The sequence below is a fragment of the Sphingomonas sp. C3-2 genome, assembly GCF_033025475.1.
In the GTDB taxonomy this organism is placed as follows: Bacteria; Pseudomonadota; Alphaproteobacteria; order Sphingomonadales; family Sphingomonadaceae; genus Sphingobium_A.
The window spans coordinates 2,556,231-2,575,042 of record NZ_CP130322.1 but is presented as its reverse complement, the minus strand read 5'-3'; the positions used below and the strand labels follow the sequence as shown (position 1 = coordinate 2,575,042).

Sequence of the window (18,812 nt, the reverse complement as noted above, 5' to 3'; positions counted from 1 at the left end):
CAACCGCTTATGCGCCAGAATGGATGAGGGGGTTTACAATTCACAGCCAATTCCAGTTCGACGCCGACGCCGGGTGCCATCCGTGACCCGGGGTGAGATCGTCCTGATCGTTGCGCGCGCCGATAATGGCGTGATCGGCCGCGAAGGCCGCCTGCCCTGGCACCTGCCCGCCGATCTGCGTCATTTCAAATCGCTGACCATGGGCACGCCGATGATCATGGGCCGCAAGACGTTCGACAGCCTGCCCGGCCTGCTCGACGGGCGCCGCCATATCGTGCTGACCCGCGACAGCGGCTGGGATGAGGATGGCGCCGAGCCCGTGACGACCCCCGAGGACGCCGTGCGCCGCGCCAATGCGCCGCATATCTCGGTGATCGGCGGCGCGGAAATATATCGGCTGTTCCTCCCCATCGCGCACCGGATCGAGCTGACCGAGGTCCATCTGGATGCCGAGGGCGATGCGCACCTCGACGATTTCGGCCCCGACTGGCGCGAAACCCGGCGCGAGGATTTTCCGGCGGACAATGGCAAGCCCGCCTATAGCTTCGTGACGCTCACGCGCGCGGCACCGCCCAATCCGGCAATAGGGGAGAATTGAGGATGCGCAGGACGCTGATCGGCATCGCCGCCATAATCGTCCTGCTCGCCATCTTCTTCTTCGCGCTGGCCCCCGGCATCATCGAACGATCGATGAACAAGGTGGCGCCCGGGCCCCTGCCCGCGGTGACCGCCGAAACAAGGGCGCTGCACGGCGCGCTCGCCATCGTCGATCTTCATGCCGATACGCTGTTGTGGAAACGCAGCCTGTTGAACGACAGCACGCGCGGGCAGGTCGATCTGCCCCGGCTGCAGACGGGCAATGTCGCGCTCCAGCTTTTCTCGTCGGTCACCAAGACGCCGCGTAACCAGAATTACGACGTCAACGGCGCCGACAGCGACAATATCACCCTGCTCGCCATCGCGCAGGCCCAGCCGATCCGCACCTGGGGTTCGCTGCTCGAACGCTCGCTCTGGCACGCCGAAAAGCTGCGCGCGGCGGAGGCCGCGTCGCAAGGCACGCTCCGGATCGTGCGGACAGGCGCGGATATCAGCCGGTTGATGTCCGACCGCGCGCTCGGCCGCCCGGTTACCGGCGCGATGCTGACGATCGAGGGGCTTCAAAATCTTGAGGGCAAGCGCGAAAATCTCGACGCGCTCTACGCGGCCGGGTTCCGCATGGCGGGGCTTGCGCATTTCTTCGACAATGAGCTGGCCGGGTCGATGCACGGCGAGAAGAAAGGCGGGCTCACCCCCTTTGGCCGCGAGATCGTCCGCGCGATGGAGGCCAAGGGCATGATCGTCGACATCGCCCATGCCAGCCATCAGGCGGTGGCAGAGATACTCGCCATGGCCGAACGCCCCGTCGTCTCCAGCCATGGCGGCGTACAGGCGGTGTGCAACGTCAACCGCAACCTGACCGATGCCGAGATACGCGGCATCGCGCGCACCGGCGGGCTGATCGGCATCGGCTATTGGGATGCCGCTTTGTGCGATACGCAGGTCGAAAGCTTTGCCAGGGCCGTCGTCCATGCCCGCGATCTGGTGGGCATCCGCCATGTCGCGCTGGGCAGCGATTTCGACGGCGCGGTGACGACGCGGATCGATACCGCGCAGCTCGCCGAAATCACGCAGGCGCTGGTGGATGTGGGGCTGAGCCACGCCGAAATTCGCGCCGTGATGGGCGGCAACGCGCTGCGCCTGCTGGCGACCGGACTTAACCCGGGCGGCGATTGACTGCCGAGATTGACAATTGCCCCCTGCCCCCACCCCCCCTATAGCGCCGCGCATGGAGCGGCTTTCGGGTAGCGTCCGTGTCCCCGATCATCTGCGCGGGGGCGTGATCGCGCTGGGCAATTTCGACGGATTTCACATCGGCCACCAGGCAGTGGTTGGCCGGGCGATCGCCATGGCCCGCGCCATGGGCGTGCCCGCGCTTGTCGCCACCTTCGATCCGCACCCGGTGCGCCATTTCAAGCCCGATATCGCCCCCTTCCGCCTCACGACGCTCGATCAGCGCCAGCGGCTGTTCGCCGAGGCGGGGGCTGACGCGATGCTGGTGTTCGATTTCGACGATCAGCTCGCCGCGCTCACCGCCGAGGAATTCGTGACCGAAAGGCTGGTCGGGCTGATCGGTGCCAAGGGCGTGGTCACCGGCGAGGATTTCACCTTCGGCAAGATGCGCGGCGGCAATGTCGATGTGCTCGCCGCACTCGGCCGCGAACATGGTTTTGAAACCGAGGCGGTCGCCCCGGTTACCGCCGATGGCGAGGTCGTTTCCTCCAGCCGGATTCGCGATGCGCTGGAGGACGGCGACTGCGCAACCGCCGCGCGGTTGCTCACCCGCCCCTTCGCCATTCAGGGTGTGGTCCAGCACGGCGACAAGGTGGGCCGCACCATCGGCTTTCCCACCGCCAATATCGCGATGGGCCCCTATCTGCGCCCGCGCTACGGCATCTATGCGGTGCGCGGCCATCTGCCCGATGGGCGCATCGTCGGCGGTGCGGCGAATCTGGGCATCCGCCCGAGCTTCGATCCGCCCAAGGAACTGCTCGAACCGCATTTCTTCGACCTGTCCGAAAGCCTGTACGATCAGGTGATCGAGGTCGAGCTGATCCATTTCCTGCGCCCCGAGGCGAAGTTCGACGGGCTGGACGCGCTCATCGCCCAGATCGCGCAGGATTGCGCCGATGCACGCCGGGTTCTGGCCGGTGATCAGGCGGCCTGAGCCGCGCTTGTGGGCGCTGCCGCGCGAAAAACGTAAAGGGCAGTAACGAGGGGTGTTTCACTTGGCCCCCAAGCTGCGCTATGTGCGCCCCACCTATGAGCGAAAAACCCGACTATAAAGACACCGTCTTCCTGCCGAAGACTGACTTCCCCATGAAGGCCGGACTGGCTGCCAAGGAGCCCGCGATTCTTGCGCGCTGGGCGAAGATCGGGATTTACGACAAGCTGCGCACCGACCGTAAGGGTCGCGAGCGCTTCATCCTGCACGATGGCCCGCCCTATGCGAATGGCGACATTCACATGGGCCATGCGATGAACAAGGTGCTGAAGGACATCATCGTCCGCAGCCAGAGCCTGATGGGCAAGGACGCGCCCTATGTGCCCGGCTGGGATTGCCACGGCCTTCCGATCGAATGGAAGATCGAGGAACAATATCGCAAGAAAAAGCTGAACAAGGACGAGGTTCCCGCCGCCGAGTTCCGCGCCGAATGCCGCGCCTATGCCGAAAAATGGGTCGCCGTGCAGCGCGAGCAGTTCGAACGCCTTGGCGTGATGGGCGATTGGGAAGACCCATACCTCACCATGAAGTTCGAGGCCGAGGCCGCGATCGTGAACGAGCTTTTGAAGTTCGCGGAAAGCGGCCAGCTTTACCGCGGCGCCAAGCCCGTGATGTGGAGCCCGGTCGAAAAGACCGCGCTCGCCGAAGCCGAAGTCGAATATGAGGACATCACCTCGACCCAGATCGATGTGGGCTTCGAGATCGTCGAAAGCCCGATCGCCGAACTGGTCGGCGCGCATGCGGTGATTTGGACGACCACGCCGTGGACGATCCCGGTCAACCAGGCGCTCGCCTATGGGCCGGACATCGAATACGCGATCGTCGAAGCTGGCGGAAAGAAGCTGCTGCTCGCCGCTGACCTCCCCGCGCAAGCGCTGGCGCGTCAGGGCCATGGCGCTGTCACGCCGGGCAAGACGTTCAAAGGCTCCGAACTCGCCGGCACCATCGCCCGCCACCCGATGCACGCGCTTGGCGGTTTCTATGCCAAGCCGCGCCCCTTCCTTGCGGGCGATTTCGTCACCACCGATGCGGGTACCGGGCTTGTCCACATGGCCCCCGACCACGGCGAGGACGACTTCCTGCTGTGCAAGGCGAACGGCATCGATCCGGTCTTTGCGGTCACCGATGACGGCAAATATCGTGAAGACTGGCTGTGGCTCCCCGGCCAGGGTTCGGTGATCAACCCCAAGTTCAACGCCCCCGAAGGCCCGATCTGCGAAGATCTGCGCGCAACAGGCGCGCTGCTCGCGGCCTCGGCGGACTTCCAGCACAGCTATCCGCACAGCTGGCGTTCGAAGGCGAAGGTCATCTTCCGCTGCACGCCGCAATGGTTCATTCCCATGGACCGCGCGGTCGGCGCGCAAAGCGCGGCGGCGCAGGGCGAAAACAGCAACGGCGCAACGCTGCGTCAGGTGGCGCTCGATGCGGTCGAGCAGACGCGCTGGGTGCCTGAAAAGGCGCGCAACCGCATCCACGCGATGGTGGAGGGCCGCCCCGACTGGGTGATCAGCCGCCAGCGTGCCTGGGGCGTGCCGATCGCGCTCTATGTCCACCGCCAGACCGCCGAATATCTGAACGACCCTGCGGTCAACGCGCGCATCGTCGATGCCTTCAAGCAGGGCGGCGCCGACGCATGGTTCGCCGCCGATCACCAGCAATTGCTGGGCAGCGCCTATGCGCTCGACGATTATGAGGTCGTGAACGACATTCTCGACGTGTGGTTCGACAGCGGCTCGACCCATGCCTTTGTGGTCGAACAGCGTTACGGCGCGGGCGTTCGCGCCAATCTGTATCTCGAAGGTTCCGACCAGCATCGCGGCTGGTTCCAGTCCTCGCTCCTCGAAAGTTCGGGCACGCGCGGGCGTGCGCCCTATGACGCGGTGCTGACCCACGGCTTCGCGCTCGACGGCAATGGCCGCAAAATGTCGAAATCGCTCGGCAATGTCGTCGATCCCTTGAAGATCATCGGCGAAAGCGGCGCGGATATCCTGCGCATGTGGGTCGCCTCGGTCGATTATTTCGAAGACGTCCGCATCGGCAAGGAAATCCTGTCGGGCACGTCGGACCAGTATCGCAAGCTCCGCAACACCTTCCGCTACATGCTCGGCGCGCTCGACGGCTTTACCGAGGAAGAGCGCCTGCCCGTGGCCGAGATGCCCGAGCTCGAACGCTATGTCCTCCACATGCTCGCCGAACTCGACCGCGAACTGCGCACCGCAGCGGGTGATTTCGAATTCAACCGCTATATCCGCGCGCTCGCCGATTTCGCGAACGAGGATCTGTCTGCGCTGTTCTTCGATATCCGCAAGGACTGCCTCTATTGCGACGCGCCCGACAGCATCAAGCGCCGCGCGTACCGCACCGTGCTCGACATTCTGTTCCACGCGCTGGTGCGTTATGCCGCCCCCGTGCTCTGCTTCACCGCAGAGGAAGTATGGCAGGCGCGCTATCCGTCGGAAGACGGTTCGGTCCATTTCCTCGAATGGCCCGAGGTCAATGCCGCATGGACGGACGCCGTGCTGGGCGCCAAGTGGCAGCAGGTGCGCGCCGCGCGCATCCGCGTGACCGAGGCGATCGAACCGCTGCGCCGCGAAAAGATCATCCGTTCCAGCCTTGAGGCCGAGATTGCTGCCCCCGATCTGGGCGGGCTTTCGCCGGATGATTTCGCCGAAGTCTGCATCGTCGCCAGCGCCACCAATGGCGCGGGCGAAGCGGTTGAGGTGATCCGCACCGAACACGCCAAGTGCGGCCGCTGCTGGCGCCATTTGCCCGACGTTGCCGAGGACGGTGATCTGTGCGGGCGCTGCGAAACCGCGGTGGCATGAGCGCGCGATGAGCAAAGCGATCGCCAATCACCGCCGCCTCGGCCTTGTGCTGGCCGGGCTGGTTTTCGTGGCAGACCAGCTGACCAAATGGCTGGTGACGGTGCCGCTCAACCTCGAGGCGATCGGCCAGATCCGCATCCTGCCGATCTTCAACCTCACCTGGGTGGAGAATTACGGCGTCTCGATGGGGTTTCTGCGCGCCGATAGCGAGGCGATGCGCTGGGCGCTTGTCGCGATGACGGCGGCGATCAGCATCGGCGTGCTCATCTGGATGTGGCGCGAACAGCGCCGCTGGGATGTCACCGCGCTGGCGCTGGTGCTCGGCGGCGCGCTCGGCAATATCGTCGACCGGGTCCGCTTCGGCCATGTCGTCGATTTCGCGGACCTCCATTTCGGCGGCTTCCGCCCCTTTTTGGTATTCAATGTCGCCGATGCTGCTATTACCATCGGCGTGCTGATCCTGCTGGCCCGCGCACTGCTCGTGCGGGATGCGCCGCAGGACGGAAAGGACGTTACGGAGACCATGGATGCGTAAGACGGTTATTTTCGGAAGCCTCGGGCTGGCCGCCATCACCCTGTCGGCCTGTGCATCGGGCGGTCTCGAAAACCGCAGCCGCCCCGACGAATTCGCCGTGTCGCGCAAGGCGCCGCTGGTGATTCCCCCCGATTTCGCGCTCGTTCCGCCCAAGCCCGGCGCCCCGCGCCCGCAGGAAGCCGATTCGAGCACCCAGGCGCTTCAGGCGATGTTCGGCGGCCCTGCACAGCGCAGCGCGAGCGAAGGCACGGTGATCGGCCAGGCTGGCGCGAACGCCGCCGAACCCGGCATCCGTTCGGGCGTGGGTGATCCGAACACCGTCGTCGTCGACAAGGGCGCGGTCACCCGCGACATCCTGTCGGCCCCCGAAGGTGACGGCCAGGACGCGCGCACCTCGACGCCGCAATAAGCCGAGCAACCGAACAGATGAAAAAGGGGCCGTTTCCGGCCCCTTTTTTGTATCGATGCCGGGGTGAAGGGCGCGCCCGCCTCCCCCGAAGCGGGCGCGCGCCTCGGGCTCAGAAACTGGCGCCGAGGCTGAACAAGACCGCACCGTCCGCACCCAGCGCTTCCTTCGCGCCGCCCCGGTTGGTGTAGTCGGTGTTGACATAGGACACGCCGAGCGTGAGCGCCTTGTACGAAGCCGACACGCCGATCGAATAGTCGATCGCGTTGCCGTCGGGCCCGCCGAGGAAGCTGTCGCTCTTGGCAAAGCCGATATGGCCGTTGAGCTTGAGCGGGGTGCTCGGGATCGCGGTGCTCATATCGGTGTAGAGATAGACCGCGCTGGCATCGCCCAGCGATTTCTGATCGGGCGCATAGGCAAAGCCGACCTTGGTCGAAACCGGGCCAAGATCGCCCGACACCGCGACATAGGGTTCGATCACGTCGGTCGCGCCGGTGCCACCGGGATACCAGTAATAGGTCGCGCCGACATCAAGCGTGACGCCCGGCGTCACCTCGGTGGCATAACCGCCGAAAAAGTCGATTTCGGTGCCGCCCGAAAAGCTGATGCTGGAGCCCCACGTCCCCGCATATAGCCCGCTGTCGTGATTGACGGTGAAGCCACCCTGGATGGCCGCCTCTTCGCTGCTCTGGCTTACGCCGCGAAAGCGATAATCGGAAACGATGGTTGCGCTGCCGCTGACCGAAATGCCGCTGCTGTCCGCTTCCTCCTGCGCAAAAGCCGGAGTCGAAAGCGCGACAAGAAAAAGGGCCGAGAACCCCTTGATGGACGTGCGCATGATTTTCCTTTCTGGTTCAATGCGTTCGTCCCACCTGCGTTGCAGCTTCAGCCTCTGTTTATCCGTCTGGCGGACGGGCCGAATTACCGCGAACACAGAAAAGATGACGAGAATTGCTGCGTCGCACAAGAGCCTTGCGCAAATGCGTAGCGGAAGGGCCGCATTTGTTGCGCGGACGCAACACTGCCTCCGGCAAGATTTTATTATCCATTCCATCGACATAATGGCGGCATGAGCCAGATATCGATTCGGACGGCCCATGTGCCGCATGCCCTGCCCGAGCAGCAGATGACCGAATTGCGCGCCATCCGTTCGCTGGTGCAAGAACTGGGCGGGCTGAGCGCAGAGCTCGATTCCGAAGCCCCGCATGCACCGCTCGATTCGCGCTACACCGCCGCCTCGCCGCTGGTGCGTGACCGGTTCGACGCGCTCGCCAACGAAACCGCCGCCATCGCAGCCGCCGGGCTGTCCGCGCTCATCGCCGGGCGGCGCCACGGGCATGGCGGCCACGCGGCGGCCTCGCTGCTGGTGAAGGAAATGGACCGCGCGATCGGCACGATGGAACGGATCCTGCGCTAAGCCCGGCGCAAATCGCGCCTTCTCCTCCAAATGGACGTGCCAAGCCCTGCCCGCTCAAGCTAGGCTTATGCTTTTGTACATAAAGGGAGAGAAAGATGCGGCGTCTTGAAAACAAGGTGGCGATCGTCACCGGCGGCGCACGCGGCATTGGCGAGGGCATCGTCCGCCGCTTCGTCGAAGAAGGCGCGCGTGTCGTCATCGCCGATGTGCTCGAAGCCGAAGGCCGCGCACTGGCCGCCGAACTGGGCAATGTCACCGTCTTCGAACGACTGAACGTCACCTCGCGCGCCGAATGGGACCGCGTGATCGCCGCCACCGAAACGCATTTCGGCAAGGTCGACAGCCTTGTGAACAATGCCGGCATCCTGATCTTCAAGAAGCTCGACGATCTGAGCGAAGACGAAATGCGCCGGATCATCGAGGTCAACCTGCTCGGCACGATGATCGGCACCCAGGCGATCGTCCCCGCCATCGAGCGCGCCGGCGGCGGCACGATCATCAACATGAGCTCGGCAGACGGCATCTCGGCCGCCAACGGCCTCAGCCCTTACTGCGCGTCGAAGTTCGGCGTGCGCGGCTTCAGCCAGTCGGTTGCGCTGGAACTCGGCCCGCGCGGCATTCGCGTGAACACCATCCATCCCGGCGGCATCTACACCCCGCTTGCCAACCAGGCGGGCGTCACGCGCGAAATGTTCGATCAGGGCTTCCGCATCTATCCCGCGCAGCGTGCGGGCGATCCGGCGGATATCGGCGCAGCGGCGGCGTTCCTCGCCTCTGACGACGCGCGCTACTGCATCGGCACCGAGCTTTCGGTCGATGGCGGGCTCAATGCCGGCCATTATTACATGGCGGTCCCCGGCGCGCCCAAGCTCGACTAAGATAGGGAACGGCGCCGGAGCATCTCCGGCGCCGACCTCTCAGTTGCCATCCGCCACAGGCGCTTGCGCCAGCTGTGGCAACCCCGCTGGAAAGCGCAGATCGCGCTGCGGATAGGGCACACGAATGCCGTTTTCGGCGAACAGCTCCCACACGCGGTTGAGCACGTCCGACTTCACATTGTTCACGCCGCTTTCGGGATCGCTGATCCAGGCGCGGATTTCATATTCCAGACCATTTTCGCCAAACGCCATCAGCCAGACGGCAATCGCCGGTTCCTCAAGCACCCGCGCGGTTTCCTGCGCGGCCTGCTGCATCAGCGCCTGGGCGCGTTTCTGGTCCGAATCGAACGACACGCGCACCGGGATATGGATGCGCACGTCGCGGTTGGAAAAGGACCAGTTCTCCACCTCCTGCGTCATCAGATTCTCGTTGGGAATCAGATGTTCCTTGCCGTCGCGCGTGATGACCGAAACGGCGCGGATGCCGATCTTGTTGACCCAGCCGAAGCTGTCGCCGACGACGATCACATCGCCCGGCTTGATCGAGCGATCCATGAGCAGGATGATCCCGGCGATGAGGTTGCCAAAGGTCTTTTGCAGCCCGAAGCCGACCGCAAGGCCCAGCGCGCCGGAAAAGACGGCAAGCGCGGTAAGATCGATCCCCAGCAGGTCGACGCCGATGAAGAAGGCGACAACCACCAGCGCGATGCCGACGAGCTTTTCCGCGAGCAGCCGCTGGGTGGCATCGATCCCGTCGACGCGGCGGATATAGCGGCGCGTGATCCGGTTGAGCAGCCGCACGCCGCCGTAAAGCACGAGCCCGGTGACGAGCAGTTGCAAGACCGAATAGAGCGAGATCCGGAAGCGCCCGGCCTGAAAGCCGAACTGATCCATGAACGCCGTGACCGGGCGGAGCGCCGCGATCTCGTCGGACAGGAGGACGAACAGCGCCGCCAGCACAAGCGCGGTCACCGTCCAGCGCAGGACGGCGCCGATGCCCGCACGCGGCTTGGCGGTCATCCCCTGGCCTCGGCGAACCGGTCGAGCCCGGCGGCAAGATCGGCGATCAGGTCTTCGGCGTCTTCGAGGCCGATCTGCAGGCGCACAAGCGACCCCTCGGCCACCCACTTCACCGCGCTGCGCGGCGGATCGGCGGGGATGACGAGGCTTTCATAACCACCCCAGCTGAAACCGATGCCGAACAGTTCGAGCCCGTCGATCAGCGCGGTGCGCGCGGCATCGTCGCCGCCGTTCAGCACAAAGGCGAAGAGCCCGCTCGACCCCGCGAAATCGCGCTTCCACAAGTCGTGCCCCGGGCAGCTTTCGAGCGCCGGGTGCAGCACGCGCGCCACCTCGGGCCGGGTTTCCAGCCAGCGCGCGATCGCCAGCGCATTTGCCTCATGCTGCTTCAGCCGCACCGAAAGCGTGCGCAGGCCGCGGCTGCCGAGCCAGGCGTCGTCGGGCGACACATGCTGGCCAAGCGCATAGGTGGCGCGGCGCAGCGCGTCCCAATGCGCGTCATTGGCGGTCACCGAACCCAGCATCACATCGCTATGGCCGACGATATATTTGGTGCAGGCCAGGATGGTGAGGTCGATCCCGTTGGGGATCGCGGGGAAAAACAACGAGGTCGCCCAGGTATTGTCGAGCAGCGTCACGATGCCGCGTTCGCGCGCAATCGCGGTGATCGCGGGGATATCCTGCACCTCGAAGGTCAGGCTGCCGGGGCTTTCAAGGAAGATCGCGCGGGTGCGATCGCTCAGCATATCGGCAATGCCCGCGCCGATCAGCGGATCATAATAGCGCGTGGTGATGCCGTAGCGCTTCAGGATTCCATCGCAAAAGGCGCGCGTCGGCTCATAGGCGCTGTCGACCATCAACAGCTCGTCGCCCGGGTTGAGCACCGCCATCAGCGCGGTGGTGACCGCCGCCACGCCCGACGGATAGAGCAGCGTCCCCGCCGCCCCCGGTTCCATCTCGGTCAGCGCATCGGCGAGCGACCACTGGGTCGGCGTGCCGCGACGGCCATAATAAAAGCGGTGATGCGTGTCGCGCTGGCGCTCGCGCATTTCGGCCACGCTGTCGTACAGCACGGTGGAACCACGCCAGACGGGCGGATTGACGAGCGCGCCCGTCCACTCCTTGCGCCGTCCGGCATGAACGATGCGCGTTGAATTTCCGCGCTTTATACGACCGCTATCATCACTCATGCGGCTCCCATAGCCTTGGGCGTGGCGGGATCGCCACCCCATTCGCTCCACGAACCATCATAAAGCGCGACTTTCTTCGCCCCCGCCAGTTCGGCGCCGAAGAGCAGAACCGCAGCGGTGATGCCCGAACCACAGGTGGTGGTGAGCGGCTGGGAAAGGTCTATCCCCGCATCGGCAAAGGCCTTTTTCAGCGCCTCGCCGCGCTTCCACGTGCCATCCTCGTTGAAGACCATGCCGTGAGGCAGGTTCTTCGACCCCGGAATATGGCCGGCGTGGGTGCGCGGGCGCGGATCAGCCTCTTCGCCGGTGAAGCGCGCGGCGCTGCGCGCATCGAGCACCTGCTCGGCGCCGCTGTCCACATTGGCGCGCATCTGATCGAAGCTGCGCAGCGAGCTGTCATCCTTCCACACGGTGAAATGGCGGTGGCGCAACACTTCCTTGCCGGTGGCGAGATCGCGCCCCTCCGCCTTCCACTTGGCGATGCCACCGTCGAGGATCGCAACGTCGTGCGCGCCGAACAGGCGGAGCATCCACCAGGCGCGCGCCGCGGTCTTCCACGGGGAATCGTCATAGATCACGATGCGGCTGCCATCGCCCAGCCCCAGCGATTGCATGCGGCTGGCGAATTTTTCCGGCTGGGGCAAGGTGTTGGGCAGGCTGCTGGTGCTGTCCACCAGATTTTCCAAGTCCATGAACACGGCACCCGGAATATGCCCCGCCTCATATTCGGCCAATGCGTTCCGTCCGCTATCCGCGGCAAGCAATGTGGCGTCGACCACGCGAAGATCGGTCGCGCCCAGTTCCCCTGCAAGCCATTCGGTTGAAACGAGCATGTCCATGGAAGGCCTCCTTCTTCCTCGATTCCTCCTATGCTTAGACCCCGCATTTTTCCGCGTCGAGACGCTTGGCGGAGTAAGCCGGGCGGGCTGTCGCATTCCACCCACCCGGCATCGCCAAGACGTAGCGTCAGCGCTTGCGGATAAAATTGCGGATATCGCGGCTGAGCTTGGCGCGATCCTCGTCGCGCACGTACATCATGTGGCCGGAATCATAATATTGATATTCGATCCGGTCCTTGGGCATGCCCGTGCGGCTGAGCGCATATTCGGCCGCGAAAAAGGGCGTGGCGAAATCATAATAGCCCTGCCCCACAAAGATGCGCAGCCCGCTATTCTCACGTAAGCCTTTGCCGATATAGGGCGCGACATTGACATAGACGTCGTTGTCGCGGCCGCCGCCGATGCGCCAATCCCAGGGGCCGACGCCGCCGATCGTCACATATTTCCGGTCGGTCGCATATTTCAGCGTCTCGCGCGCATAGCTGTTGATCGCGGCGGTATAACCGCCGTCGATGCCGTAGAAGCTGGGGTCATTGTCGGGGCGCTCGCCCGCGCTGTCATAATCCACCCCGGTGTAGCGGCTGTCGAGCCGACCGACGGTAAGCCCGCGATCACGCAGCAGCTCCTTGTAGAAACGGCTCGGTTCGACGCGCAGGTCCGCGCGGTCCAGAAACGCCTCGGACAGGCCGGTGAACCGCGCCAGCTGCGCGCGCACCTGCGCCCGTTCCTCGGTGCCCAGATGATTGCCCTTGAGCAGCGCTGCGGCATAGGGGCCGATCGCGAACTGGCGCGCCTCCTCGACAAAGCCCGCCACCGACGCGGCTTGCGCCTTGCCATGGTAAAGCGCGGTGGCCGCCATGGTGGGTATGTTCAGCACATGCGTCATCTCGTTGCCCGGCGTATCGGCCCCGGCGCCGAAATCGAGCACGGTGGAGATGAGCAGAACGCCGTTCAGCGAAACATCGTTATAGCTGCCTTCGAGCTGGTTGAGCACGGCCGCCGCGCGCGTTGTGCCATAGCTTTCGCCGCCCAGATATTTGGGCGCGTTCCAGCGGCCATGTTCGTTGAGCCAGAGACGGATGAACTCCGCCACCGACTTCGCGTCGGCGGTGACGCCGTAAAAATCCTTGGGATCGGTCTTGCCCAGCGCATGGCTAAAGCCGGTGCCCACCGGATCGATGAAGACGATGTCGGTCACGTCCAGAAGGCTGTCGGGATTGTCGACGATCGGATAGGGCGGCGCGCCGTCGTCGCGCGCGTCGGACGGGATGGCGACGCGCTTGGGGCCAAAGGCGCCCATGTGCAGCCACACCGATCCCGAACCCGGCCCGCCGTTGAACAGGAAGGTGACGGGACGGTTGGGGTCCTTACCGTCCTTCAGATAGGAAACCGAAAAGATCGCGGCACGCGGCGTGCCGTCTTCCGCCTTCAGATGGGTCTCCCCCGCAATCGCGGTGTAACTGACCTGCTGCCCGCCGAAACGACCGCTGTGCCGCGTCACCGAACGCTGCGGCGCGGCGATCTCGCCGGCCTTTTTCTCCGCCCCGACGGCCGGCGCGTCCTTTTCCTTGTCCTGCGCGATTGCCGGCGCGGCGATGGCGAGCGCCGCGCCCGCCGCACCCAGCAGCATCCTGTTCCACGGTTTCAAATCTGCCTCCCCGAAAGTCGTGACAAATTAGGGTGCTATTGCAACCAATCGAAGGCCACAAGGGCGCAGCGCCCTTCCCCCCGCCCGCCCCTTTCGCAAAGGTTCTCAGCCCGCGCTTTTTCCAGTAAAGGGGCGCCATGCAGACCACCCATCTCGGACAGACCTCCGCCCTTCCCAATTCGCCCGAAGCGGCGGTGCTCGATTATGTCCCCAACCCCCGCCGCGGCCGCCCCTATCTGGTGCGCTTCACCGCGCCCGAATTCACCTCGCTCTGCCCGGTCACCGGCCAGCCCGATTTCGCGCATCTGGTGATCGATTATGTTCCGGACGAAACCATCGTCGAATCCAAGGCGCTGAAGCTTTTCCTCGGCTCGTTCCGCAACCATGCGGGGTTCCACGAGGATTGCACCGTCGGCATCGGCGAACGGCTGTTCACCGAGATGAAGCCGATCTGGCTGCGCATCGGCGGATATTGGTATCCGCGCGGCGGCATTCCGATCGACGTGTTCTGGCAATCGGGCCCGGTGCCCGAAGGGCTCTGGCTGCCCGATCAGGGCGTGCCCACCTATCGCGGGCGCGGCTGAGCCCGCGCCACCACGCGTTCGCGCTGGCCAGTTGGGCTTGCATATATTAGTGTAAGCCCATGGCCGACACCGCCGCCCCCCGGCATCAGCACCCGATCGCCATCGTCCCCGACGATATCGATTTCATGGGGCATGTGAACAACGCCAACTATCTGAAATGGGTGCAGGAAGCCGTGCTCGAGCACTGGCGCCAGCTTGCCCCGCCCGATGCCGTGGCGCGCCACCTCTGGGTCGCGCTCCGGCATGAGATCACCTATCGCAAGCCCGCCTTTCTCAACGATTCGGTGGTCGCCAGCGTCGTGCTCGAAAATGTGCAGGGCGCGCGCGCCTTTTACGCAACGCTGATCCGCCGGGGCGAAGAGGTGCTGGCCGAGGTCAAATCCAGCTGGTGCTGCGTCGACGCGAAAACGCTGCGTCCCGCACGAATCGAGAAAGCGATCATCGACCACTTTCTCGGTCGTCCCGACTGACCCTCAGCGTCCCTTGAACAATCCGCCGAGCAGCCCACGCACCAGCTTCTGGCCAAAGCTGCCCGCCATCTGACGGCCCAGCGACGTCGCCGCCGAGCGCGCGGCCGATTGCACCATCTTGTCGGTAAAGCTCGGCTTGGCCGCCTCGCGCGCCTGACGCGCGGCTTCGCGTTCCGCCGCCACGCGCGCGCGTTCGGCTTCCTTGGCCTGGCGCGCCGCCTCGCGTTCGGCGGCCACACGCGCCTTTTCATCCGCCTTTGCCTGAACGGCATCGAGCTTGGCCTGCTCGGCCTGCGCCTTGGCTTCGGCGGCGGCGGCCTGCGCTTCGCGGGTCTTGGACGCCAGAATCTCATGCGCCGAGTCGCGGTTCACCAGCGCATCATATTTGCTGCCGATCGCATCGGTCTGGATCAGCACGCCGCGCTCCACCGGCGTCACCGGGCCAACACGCGAGGCCACGGGCTTGATCAGCGTCCGTTCGACGGGCGAGGGCGCGCCATCGGCCTGCAGCAGCGACACCAGCGCCTCGCCCACCTTCAGTTCGGTGATCGCGGTCTTCACGTCGACACCGGGATTGGCGCGGAAGGTTTCGGCCGCCGCGCGGATCGCCTTTTCATCGCGCGGGGTGAAGGCGCGCAGCGCGTGCTGCACGCGGTTGCCCAGCTGCGCCGCGACATCCTCGGGAATATCGATCGGGTTCTGCGTCACGAAATAGACGCCGACGCCCTTCGACCGGATCAGGCGGACGACCTGTTCGATCTTGTCGAGCAGCGCCTTGGGCGCGTCGTCGAACAGCAGATGCGCCTCGTCGAAGAAGAAGACGAGCTTGGGTTTGTCGGGATCGCCCACCTCGGGCAGCGTCTCGAACATTTCCGACAACAGCCAGAGCAGGAAGGTGGCGTAGAGCTTGGGCGCAGCCATCAGCTTGTCCGCCGCGAGGATGTTGACGATCCCCCGGCCCTGATCGTCGGTCGTCAGGAAATCGTCGATGTCGAGCGCGGGTTCGCCGAAAAACTTGTCGCCGCCCTGCGACCGCAGCTGGAGCAGCGCGCGCTGGATCGCGCCCACGCTCTGCTTGGACACATTGCCATAGGTGGTGGTCAGTTCATCCGCCCGCTCGCCGCAATTGACGAGCATCGACTGAAGATCGTCGAGGTCGAGGAGGAGCAGCCCCTCGCTATCGGCAACGTGGAAGGCGATGTTGAGCACGCCTTCCTGAACATCGTTGAGATCGAGCAGGCGCCCGAGCAGAAGCGGCCCCATTTCCGACACGGTGGTGCGGATGGGATGGCCCTGTTCGCCGAACAGGTCCCAGAACTGGACGGGATTGTCGTGATAGCTCCAGTCCGCCATGCCGATCTCAGCGGCGCGCGCGGCGAAGCTTTCGTGGATCTTGGCGGTGGGAGAGCCAGCCATGGCAAGGCCCGACAAATCGCCCTTCACATCGGCGACGAACACCGGGACGCCGGCCTGCGAAAAGCCCTCGGCAATACCCTGCAGTGTCACCGTCTTGCCGGTGCCGGTGGCGCCTGCGATCAGCCCGTGGCGGTTGGCGCGCTTGAAATTGAGAGAGAGCGGGTTACCCCCGCCCGAACCGATGAAAAGCCCTTGAGTATCCGTCATCGCCGTCTCCATGTGCCACAACGTCTTAGCGCTGCGGCACATGGATCGACAAGCAATGCCGTAAGCGGAAAAGCGCTTACTTTTGGCGGACGCGCACGCCGATATAGCGCGCCGGGCCGTTGCCGCGCTGGACGAGCAGCAGGACCGGGCGATCGCTCGCCTGCGAGGCGCGCACCGCGGCGGCCAGATCCTGCGGGGTGGCAACCGGACGCTGGTTGGCGCTGACGATCACATCGCCGCGACGGATGTTCGACTGCGCCGCGTCGCTCGACGGATCAACCGCCGCAACCACCACGCCCTTGACGGTCGCCGCCAGCCCAAGCTGACGCGCGATCTGCGGGGTGAGCGCCTGTACCGAAACCCCGAGCGAGGCCTGGTTGGCCTGTTCGGTCGACTGGTTGTCGGCGCCGCTATCCTCGTCCTCACCCGTTGCAAAACCGGCAAGCTGGTCTTCGGGCGGACGCTGGCCGACGGTGGCCGTGACGGTCATCGTCTTGTTGTTGCGGATCAGCTCGACCGGCACGCGCGCGCCGGGCTTCAGATTGGCGACAAGATAGGACAGCGTGTTGTCGGGCGTGACGGGAACCCCGTTCACCTTGGTCACCACGTCGCCCTGCTGGATGCCCGCCTTGGCGGCGCCTTCGCCGGGTTCAACGCGGGCGATCAGCTCGCCGGTGTTCTTGGGCAGGCCAAGCGATGCGGCGATATTCTCGTCGATCGGCTGGATCTGGACGCCCAGATAGCCGCGCTGCACCTGCGCGCCCGATTTCAGCGTGTCGATGATCGGCTTGGCCTGTTCGGCCGGAATCGCAAAGCCGATGCCGACATTGCCGCCGGTGGGCGAGAAGATCGCCGAATTGATCCCGATCACATTGCCCGCCATGTCGAACATCGGGCCGCCCGAATTGCCGAAATTGATCGACGCATCGGTCTGGATATAGCGATCATAGGGGCCCGAGCCGGTGTTGCGGTGGAGCGCCGAGACGATCCCCGCAGTCACCGTACCGCCAAGCCCGAAGGGGTTGCCGATCGCGACCACCCAGTCGCCCACGCGCGTCTGCGTCGAATCGCCGAACTTGACGAAGGGCAGGCCCTTGGCGGTGATCTTGAGCAGCGCAAGGTCCGATGCCGGATCGCGGCCGATCAGCTTGGCCTCATATTCCTTGCGGTCGGGCAGCGTCACCGTGATCGAATCCACCACCGCATTGCGCTGGCCGGGCGAGATCACATGGTTGTTGGTAACGATATAGCCATCGTCCGAAATGATGAAGCCCGAACCCAGCGACTGCGCCTGACGGGTAACCGGGCGCCCCTGCTGGCCGCCGAACTGGCCGAAGAAATCGGCAAAGGGCGTGCCCGCAAAGGGGTTGGCGTTCTGAACCTGGACGGTCTGCTTGGTCGAGATGTTGACCACGGCCGGCTGCAGGCGCGCGGTCAGGTCGGCAAAGCTTGCCGGCGCCCCACCGCGCGGCACGGTTGCGATGGCCTGCGCATCATTCTGGGCGGTCTGAGCACCAAGGGGCGCATTCGTCCCCATCGTGATTGCCGCCCCGCCAACCAGCAAGGCGGTGGTGATGGCATAGGCGTAGCGCACTTTCATAATCCTCCAATTCCTTCTCAACGGCCCCCACGGGGCGCTAACGCGTCGCGGGCGAGGCTGTCGTCGTCCGGCTTAACGCAGATTGAATGGGTCGGGTTCAACGCCGACCCCGGAACTCCCTGAGATATTCATTGTCGGGCGACAGAATGATCGTCGACTGCCCCTCGGGCTTCGAGCCGTCGGTGCCGAAGGTCCGCTCATAGGACTGCATCGCGCGGTAGAAATCATAAAAGCCCGGATCGCGGCCAAATGCCTCGGCATAGGTGCGCGCGGCATCGGCATCGGCCTCAGCGCGGATGATCTGCGCCTGCTTCAAGCCCTGTGCCTGGATGGTCAGCGCTTCCTGCTGGCGCGCGGTGCGCATGCGTTCCAGCGCGCTTTCCAGCGGCGCGCCTTCGGGAAGGTCGGCGCGCTTGATCCGCACGTCGACAATCTCGGCGCCGTACTGGCGCGCAACGCGGTTGAGGCCGGCCTGGATATTGTCCATCACCTGCCCGCGCTCGGGGCTGAGCAGTGCGGCAAAGGGCCGCTTGCCCAGTTCGTTGCGCAGCGCCGAACCGAGGATCGGCCGCAGCGCCGCCGCGACATTGTCGGTATTCTTCGCGGTGATCACCATGCGCAGCGGATCGACGATGCGGAACCGCGCAAAGGCGTCAACCTGCAGGCGCAGCTGATCGGTCGACAGAACCTGCTGTCGATCCATCGGGATCGACAGGATGCGCTTGTCGATCCAGGTGATGTTTTCCGCGAACGGAATCTGCGCAATCAGGCCCGCGCCGTCGCCGCCAAAGCTTTGCTTGGGATCATAGCGGTTGATGATGCGGACGGGCTTGCCGAACCGCTGGACCACGCCCTGCTTGGTTTCGGGGACGACCGAAAAGGTGCTGGTGAGCAGCACCAGAAGCCCGATGACGATGAGCGCCGTGTGGATCGGGTAGCGAGAAATGCGTTCGATC

The 18,812-nt window shown here is 64.8% G+C and carries 18 protein-coding genes; 10 read left to right on the top strand and 8 right to left on the bottom strand.

Annotation, left to right across the window (positions count from 1 at the left end; translation table 11 throughout):
• The first annotated feature begins 82 nt into the window (after positions 1-82).
• The 6 genes from QYC26_RS12435 (at position 83) to QYC26_RS12410 (ending at position 6,590) form a co-directional block, all read left to right on the top strand.
• Positions 83-598 carry a dihydrofolate reductase gene (locus QYC26_RS12435; RefSeq protein WP_317512537.1) on the top strand — a complete coding sequence of 172 codons (516 nt, stop codon included), beginning with the start codon at positions 83-85 and terminating at the stop codon, positions 596-598.
• Positions 599-600: 2 nt separating this feature from the next.
• Complete coding sequence (locus QYC26_RS12430) at positions 601-1,773, top strand: dipeptidase (RefSeq protein ID WP_317512536.1); 1,173 nt, start codon at positions 601-603, stop codon at positions 1,771-1,773.
• 52 nt (positions 1,774-1,825) lie between these two features.
• On the top strand, positions 1,826-2,764 hold the full coding sequence (locus QYC26_RS12425) for a bifunctional riboflavin kinase/FAD synthetase (protein ID WP_317512535.1): 939 nt from the start codon (positions 1,826-1,828) through the stop codon (positions 2,762-2,764).
• Between the two features lie 95 nt (positions 2,765-2,859).
• A complete protein-coding gene (gene ileS, locus QYC26_RS12420) occupies positions 2,860-5,646 on the top strand; it encodes an isoleucine--tRNA ligase (protein ID WP_317512534.1) in 2,787 nt (928 codons plus the stop codon).
• Positions 5,647-5,653: 7 nt separating this feature from the next.
• Positions 5,654-6,181 carry a signal peptidase II gene (gene lspA, locus QYC26_RS12415; RefSeq protein WP_317512533.1) on the top strand — a complete coding sequence of 176 codons (528 nt, stop codon included), beginning with the start codon at positions 5,654-5,656 and terminating at the stop codon, positions 6,179-6,181.
• Positions 6,174-6,590: a DUF3035 domain-containing protein gene (locus QYC26_RS12410; protein ID WP_317512532.1), complete on the top strand. Its 417-nt coding sequence runs from the start codon at positions 6,174-6,176 to the stop codon at positions 6,588-6,590. The genes lspA and QYC26_RS12410 overlap by 8 nt, the downstream gene beginning before the upstream one ends.
• Before the next feature lie 109 nt (positions 6,591-6,699).
• Here QYC26_RS12410 and QYC26_RS12405 read toward each other — a convergent pair whose 3' ends face one another.
• The gene (locus QYC26_RS12405; protein WP_317512531.1) at positions 6,700-7,425 is read right to left on the bottom strand and encodes a TorF family putative porin; all 726 of its coding nucleotides are present in this window, start codon (positions 7,423-7,425) and stop codon (positions 6,700-6,702) included.
• 231 nt (positions 7,426-7,656) lie between these two features.
• Here QYC26_RS12405 and QYC26_RS12400 point away from each other — a divergent pair, with 231 nt between their 5' ends.
• Together QYC26_RS12400 and QYC26_RS12395 are read left to right on the top strand one after the other, a co-directional pair.
• Positions 7,657-8,004, top strand: coding sequence for a hypothetical protein (locus QYC26_RS12400; RefSeq protein WP_317512530.1), 348 nt, complete (start codon positions 7,657-7,659; stop codon positions 8,002-8,004).
• Positions 8,005-8,099: 95 nt separating this feature from the next.
• A complete protein-coding gene (locus QYC26_RS12395; protein ID WP_317512529.1) occupies positions 8,100-8,882 on the top strand; it encodes a glucose 1-dehydrogenase in 783 nt (260 codons plus the stop codon).
• Between the two features lie 39 nt (positions 8,883-8,921).
• Here the strand turns inward: QYC26_RS12395 and QYC26_RS12390 are convergent, their stop codons facing one another.
• From QYC26_RS12390 to QYC26_RS12375, 4 genes are all read right to left on the bottom strand, one after another.
• Positions 8,922-9,902 carry a mechanosensitive ion channel family protein gene (locus QYC26_RS12390; RefSeq protein ID WP_317512528.1) on the bottom strand — a complete coding sequence of 327 codons (981 nt, stop codon included), beginning with the start codon at positions 9,900-9,902 and terminating at the stop codon, positions 8,922-8,924.
• Positions 9,899-11,092 (bottom strand): cystathionine beta-lyase, encoded by a 1,194-nt coding sequence (gene metC / locus QYC26_RS12385; RefSeq protein WP_317512527.1) that lies wholly within the window; start codon positions 11,090-11,092, stop codon positions 9,899-9,901. The genes QYC26_RS12390 and metC overlap by 4 nt, the downstream gene beginning before the upstream one ends.
• Positions 11,089-11,931, bottom strand: a complete 843-nt coding sequence (sseA, locus tag QYC26_RS12380) for a 3-mercaptopyruvate sulfurtransferase (protein WP_317512526.1) — start codon at positions 11,929-11,931, stop codon at positions 11,089-11,091. Before sseA ends, metC begins: the two co-directional genes overlap by 4 nt.
• Positions 11,932-12,058: 127 nt before the next feature.
• On the bottom strand, positions 12,059-13,561 hold the full coding sequence (locus QYC26_RS12375; RefSeq protein ID WP_317515063.1) for a S10 family serine carboxypeptidase-like protein: 1,503 nt from the start codon (positions 13,559-13,561) through the stop codon (positions 12,059-12,061).
• A 155-nt stretch (positions 13,562-13,716) separates the two neighbouring features.
• On the opposite strand from QYC26_RS12375, the gene queF reads away from it, so the two are divergent.
• Together queF and QYC26_RS12365 are read left to right on the top strand one after the other, a co-directional pair.
• Positions 13,717-14,163 (top strand): preQ(1) synthase, encoded by a 447-nt coding sequence (gene queF, locus QYC26_RS12370; RefSeq protein ID WP_317512525.1) that lies wholly within the window; start codon positions 13,717-13,719, stop codon positions 14,161-14,163.
• A gap of 59 nt (positions 14,164-14,222) precedes the next feature.
• Positions 14,223-14,633 (top strand): thioesterase family protein, encoded by a 411-nt coding sequence (locus tag QYC26_RS12365; protein ID WP_317512524.1) that lies wholly within the window; start codon positions 14,223-14,225, stop codon positions 14,631-14,633.
• Between the two features lie 3 nt (positions 14,634-14,636).
• Here the strand turns inward: QYC26_RS12365 and QYC26_RS12360 are convergent, their stop codons facing one another.
• The 3 genes from QYC26_RS12360 to QYC26_RS12350 all read right to left on the bottom strand — a co-directional run bounded on the left by QYC26_RS12360 (position 14,637) and on the right by QYC26_RS12350 (position 18,811).
• Positions 14,637-16,256: a helicase HerA-like domain-containing protein gene (locus tag QYC26_RS12360; protein ID WP_317512523.1), complete on the bottom strand. Its 1,620-nt coding sequence runs from the start codon at positions 16,254-16,256 to the stop codon at positions 14,637-14,639.
• Between the two features lie 76 nt (positions 16,257-16,332).
• Positions 16,333-17,850, bottom strand: coding sequence for a Do family serine endopeptidase (locus QYC26_RS12355; protein ID WP_317515062.1), 1,518 nt, complete (start codon positions 17,848-17,850; stop codon positions 16,333-16,335).
• Positions 17,851-17,953: 103 nt separating this feature from the next.
• Positions 17,954-18,811 (bottom strand): protease modulator HflC, encoded by an 858-nt coding sequence (locus tag QYC26_RS12350; RefSeq protein ID WP_317515061.1) that lies wholly within the window; start codon positions 18,809-18,811, stop codon positions 17,954-17,956.
• Between the last annotated feature and the right edge of the window lies 1 nt (position 18,812).

What these genes read in the sequence shown, in the direction of transcription:
- sseA (WP_317512526.1), bottom strand. Translation starts at nt 11,931, where the DNA reads ATGGACATGCTCGTTTCAACCGAATGGCTTGCAGGGGAACTGGGCGCG.
- QYC26_RS12365 (WP_317512524.1), top strand. Translation starts at nt 14,223, where the DNA reads ATGGCCGACACCGCCGCCCCCCGGCATCAGCACCCGATCGCCATCGTC.
- QYC26_RS12395 (WP_317512529.1), top strand. Translation starts at nt 8,100, where the DNA reads ATGCGGCGTCTTGAAAACAAGGTGGCGATCGTCACCGGCGGCGCACGC.
- metC (WP_317512527.1), bottom strand. Translation starts at nt 11,092, where the DNA reads ATGAGTGATGATAGCGGTCGTATAAAGCGCGGAAATTCAACGCGCATC.
- QYC26_RS12405 (WP_317512531.1), bottom strand. Translation starts at nt 7,425, where the DNA reads ATGCGCACGTCCATCAAGGGGTTCTCGGCCCTTTTTCTTGTCGCGCTT.
- QYC26_RS12430 (WP_317512536.1), top strand. Translation starts at nt 601, where the DNA reads ATGCGCAGGACGCTGATCGGCATCGCCGCCATAATCGTCCTGCTCGCC.
- QYC26_RS12425 (WP_317512535.1), top strand. Translation starts at nt 1,826, where the DNA reads ATGGAGCGGCTTTCGGGTAGCGTCCGTGTCCCCGATCATCTGCGCGGG.
- QYC26_RS12375 (WP_317515063.1), bottom strand. Translation starts at nt 13,561, where the DNA reads ATGCTGCTGGGTGCGGCGGGCGCGGCGCTCGCCATCGCCGCGCCGGCA.
- lspA (WP_317512533.1), top strand. Translation starts at nt 5,654, where the DNA reads ATGAGCAAAGCGATCGCCAATCACCGCCGCCTCGGCCTTGTGCTGGCC.
- ileS (WP_317512534.1), top strand. Translation starts at nt 2,860, where the DNA reads ATGAGCGAAAAACCCGACTATAAAGACACCGTCTTCCTGCCGAAGACT.
- queF (WP_317512525.1), top strand. Translation starts at nt 13,717, where the DNA reads ATGCAGACCACCCATCTCGGACAGACCTCCGCCCTTCCCAATTCGCCC.
- QYC26_RS12410 (WP_317512532.1), top strand. Translation starts at nt 6,174, where the DNA reads ATGCGTAAGACGGTTATTTTCGGAAGCCTCGGGCTGGCCGCCATCACC.
- QYC26_RS12390 (WP_317512528.1), bottom strand. Translation starts at nt 9,902, where the DNA reads ATGACCGCCAAGCCGCGTGCGGGCATCGGCGCCGTCCTGCGCTGGACG.
- QYC26_RS12400 (WP_317512530.1), top strand. Translation starts at nt 7,657, where the DNA reads ATGAGCCAGATATCGATTCGGACGGCCCATGTGCCGCATGCCCTGCCC.
- QYC26_RS12360 (WP_317512523.1), bottom strand. Translation starts at nt 16,256, where the DNA reads ATGACGGATACTCAAGGGCTTTTCATCGGTTCGGGCGGGGGTAACCCG.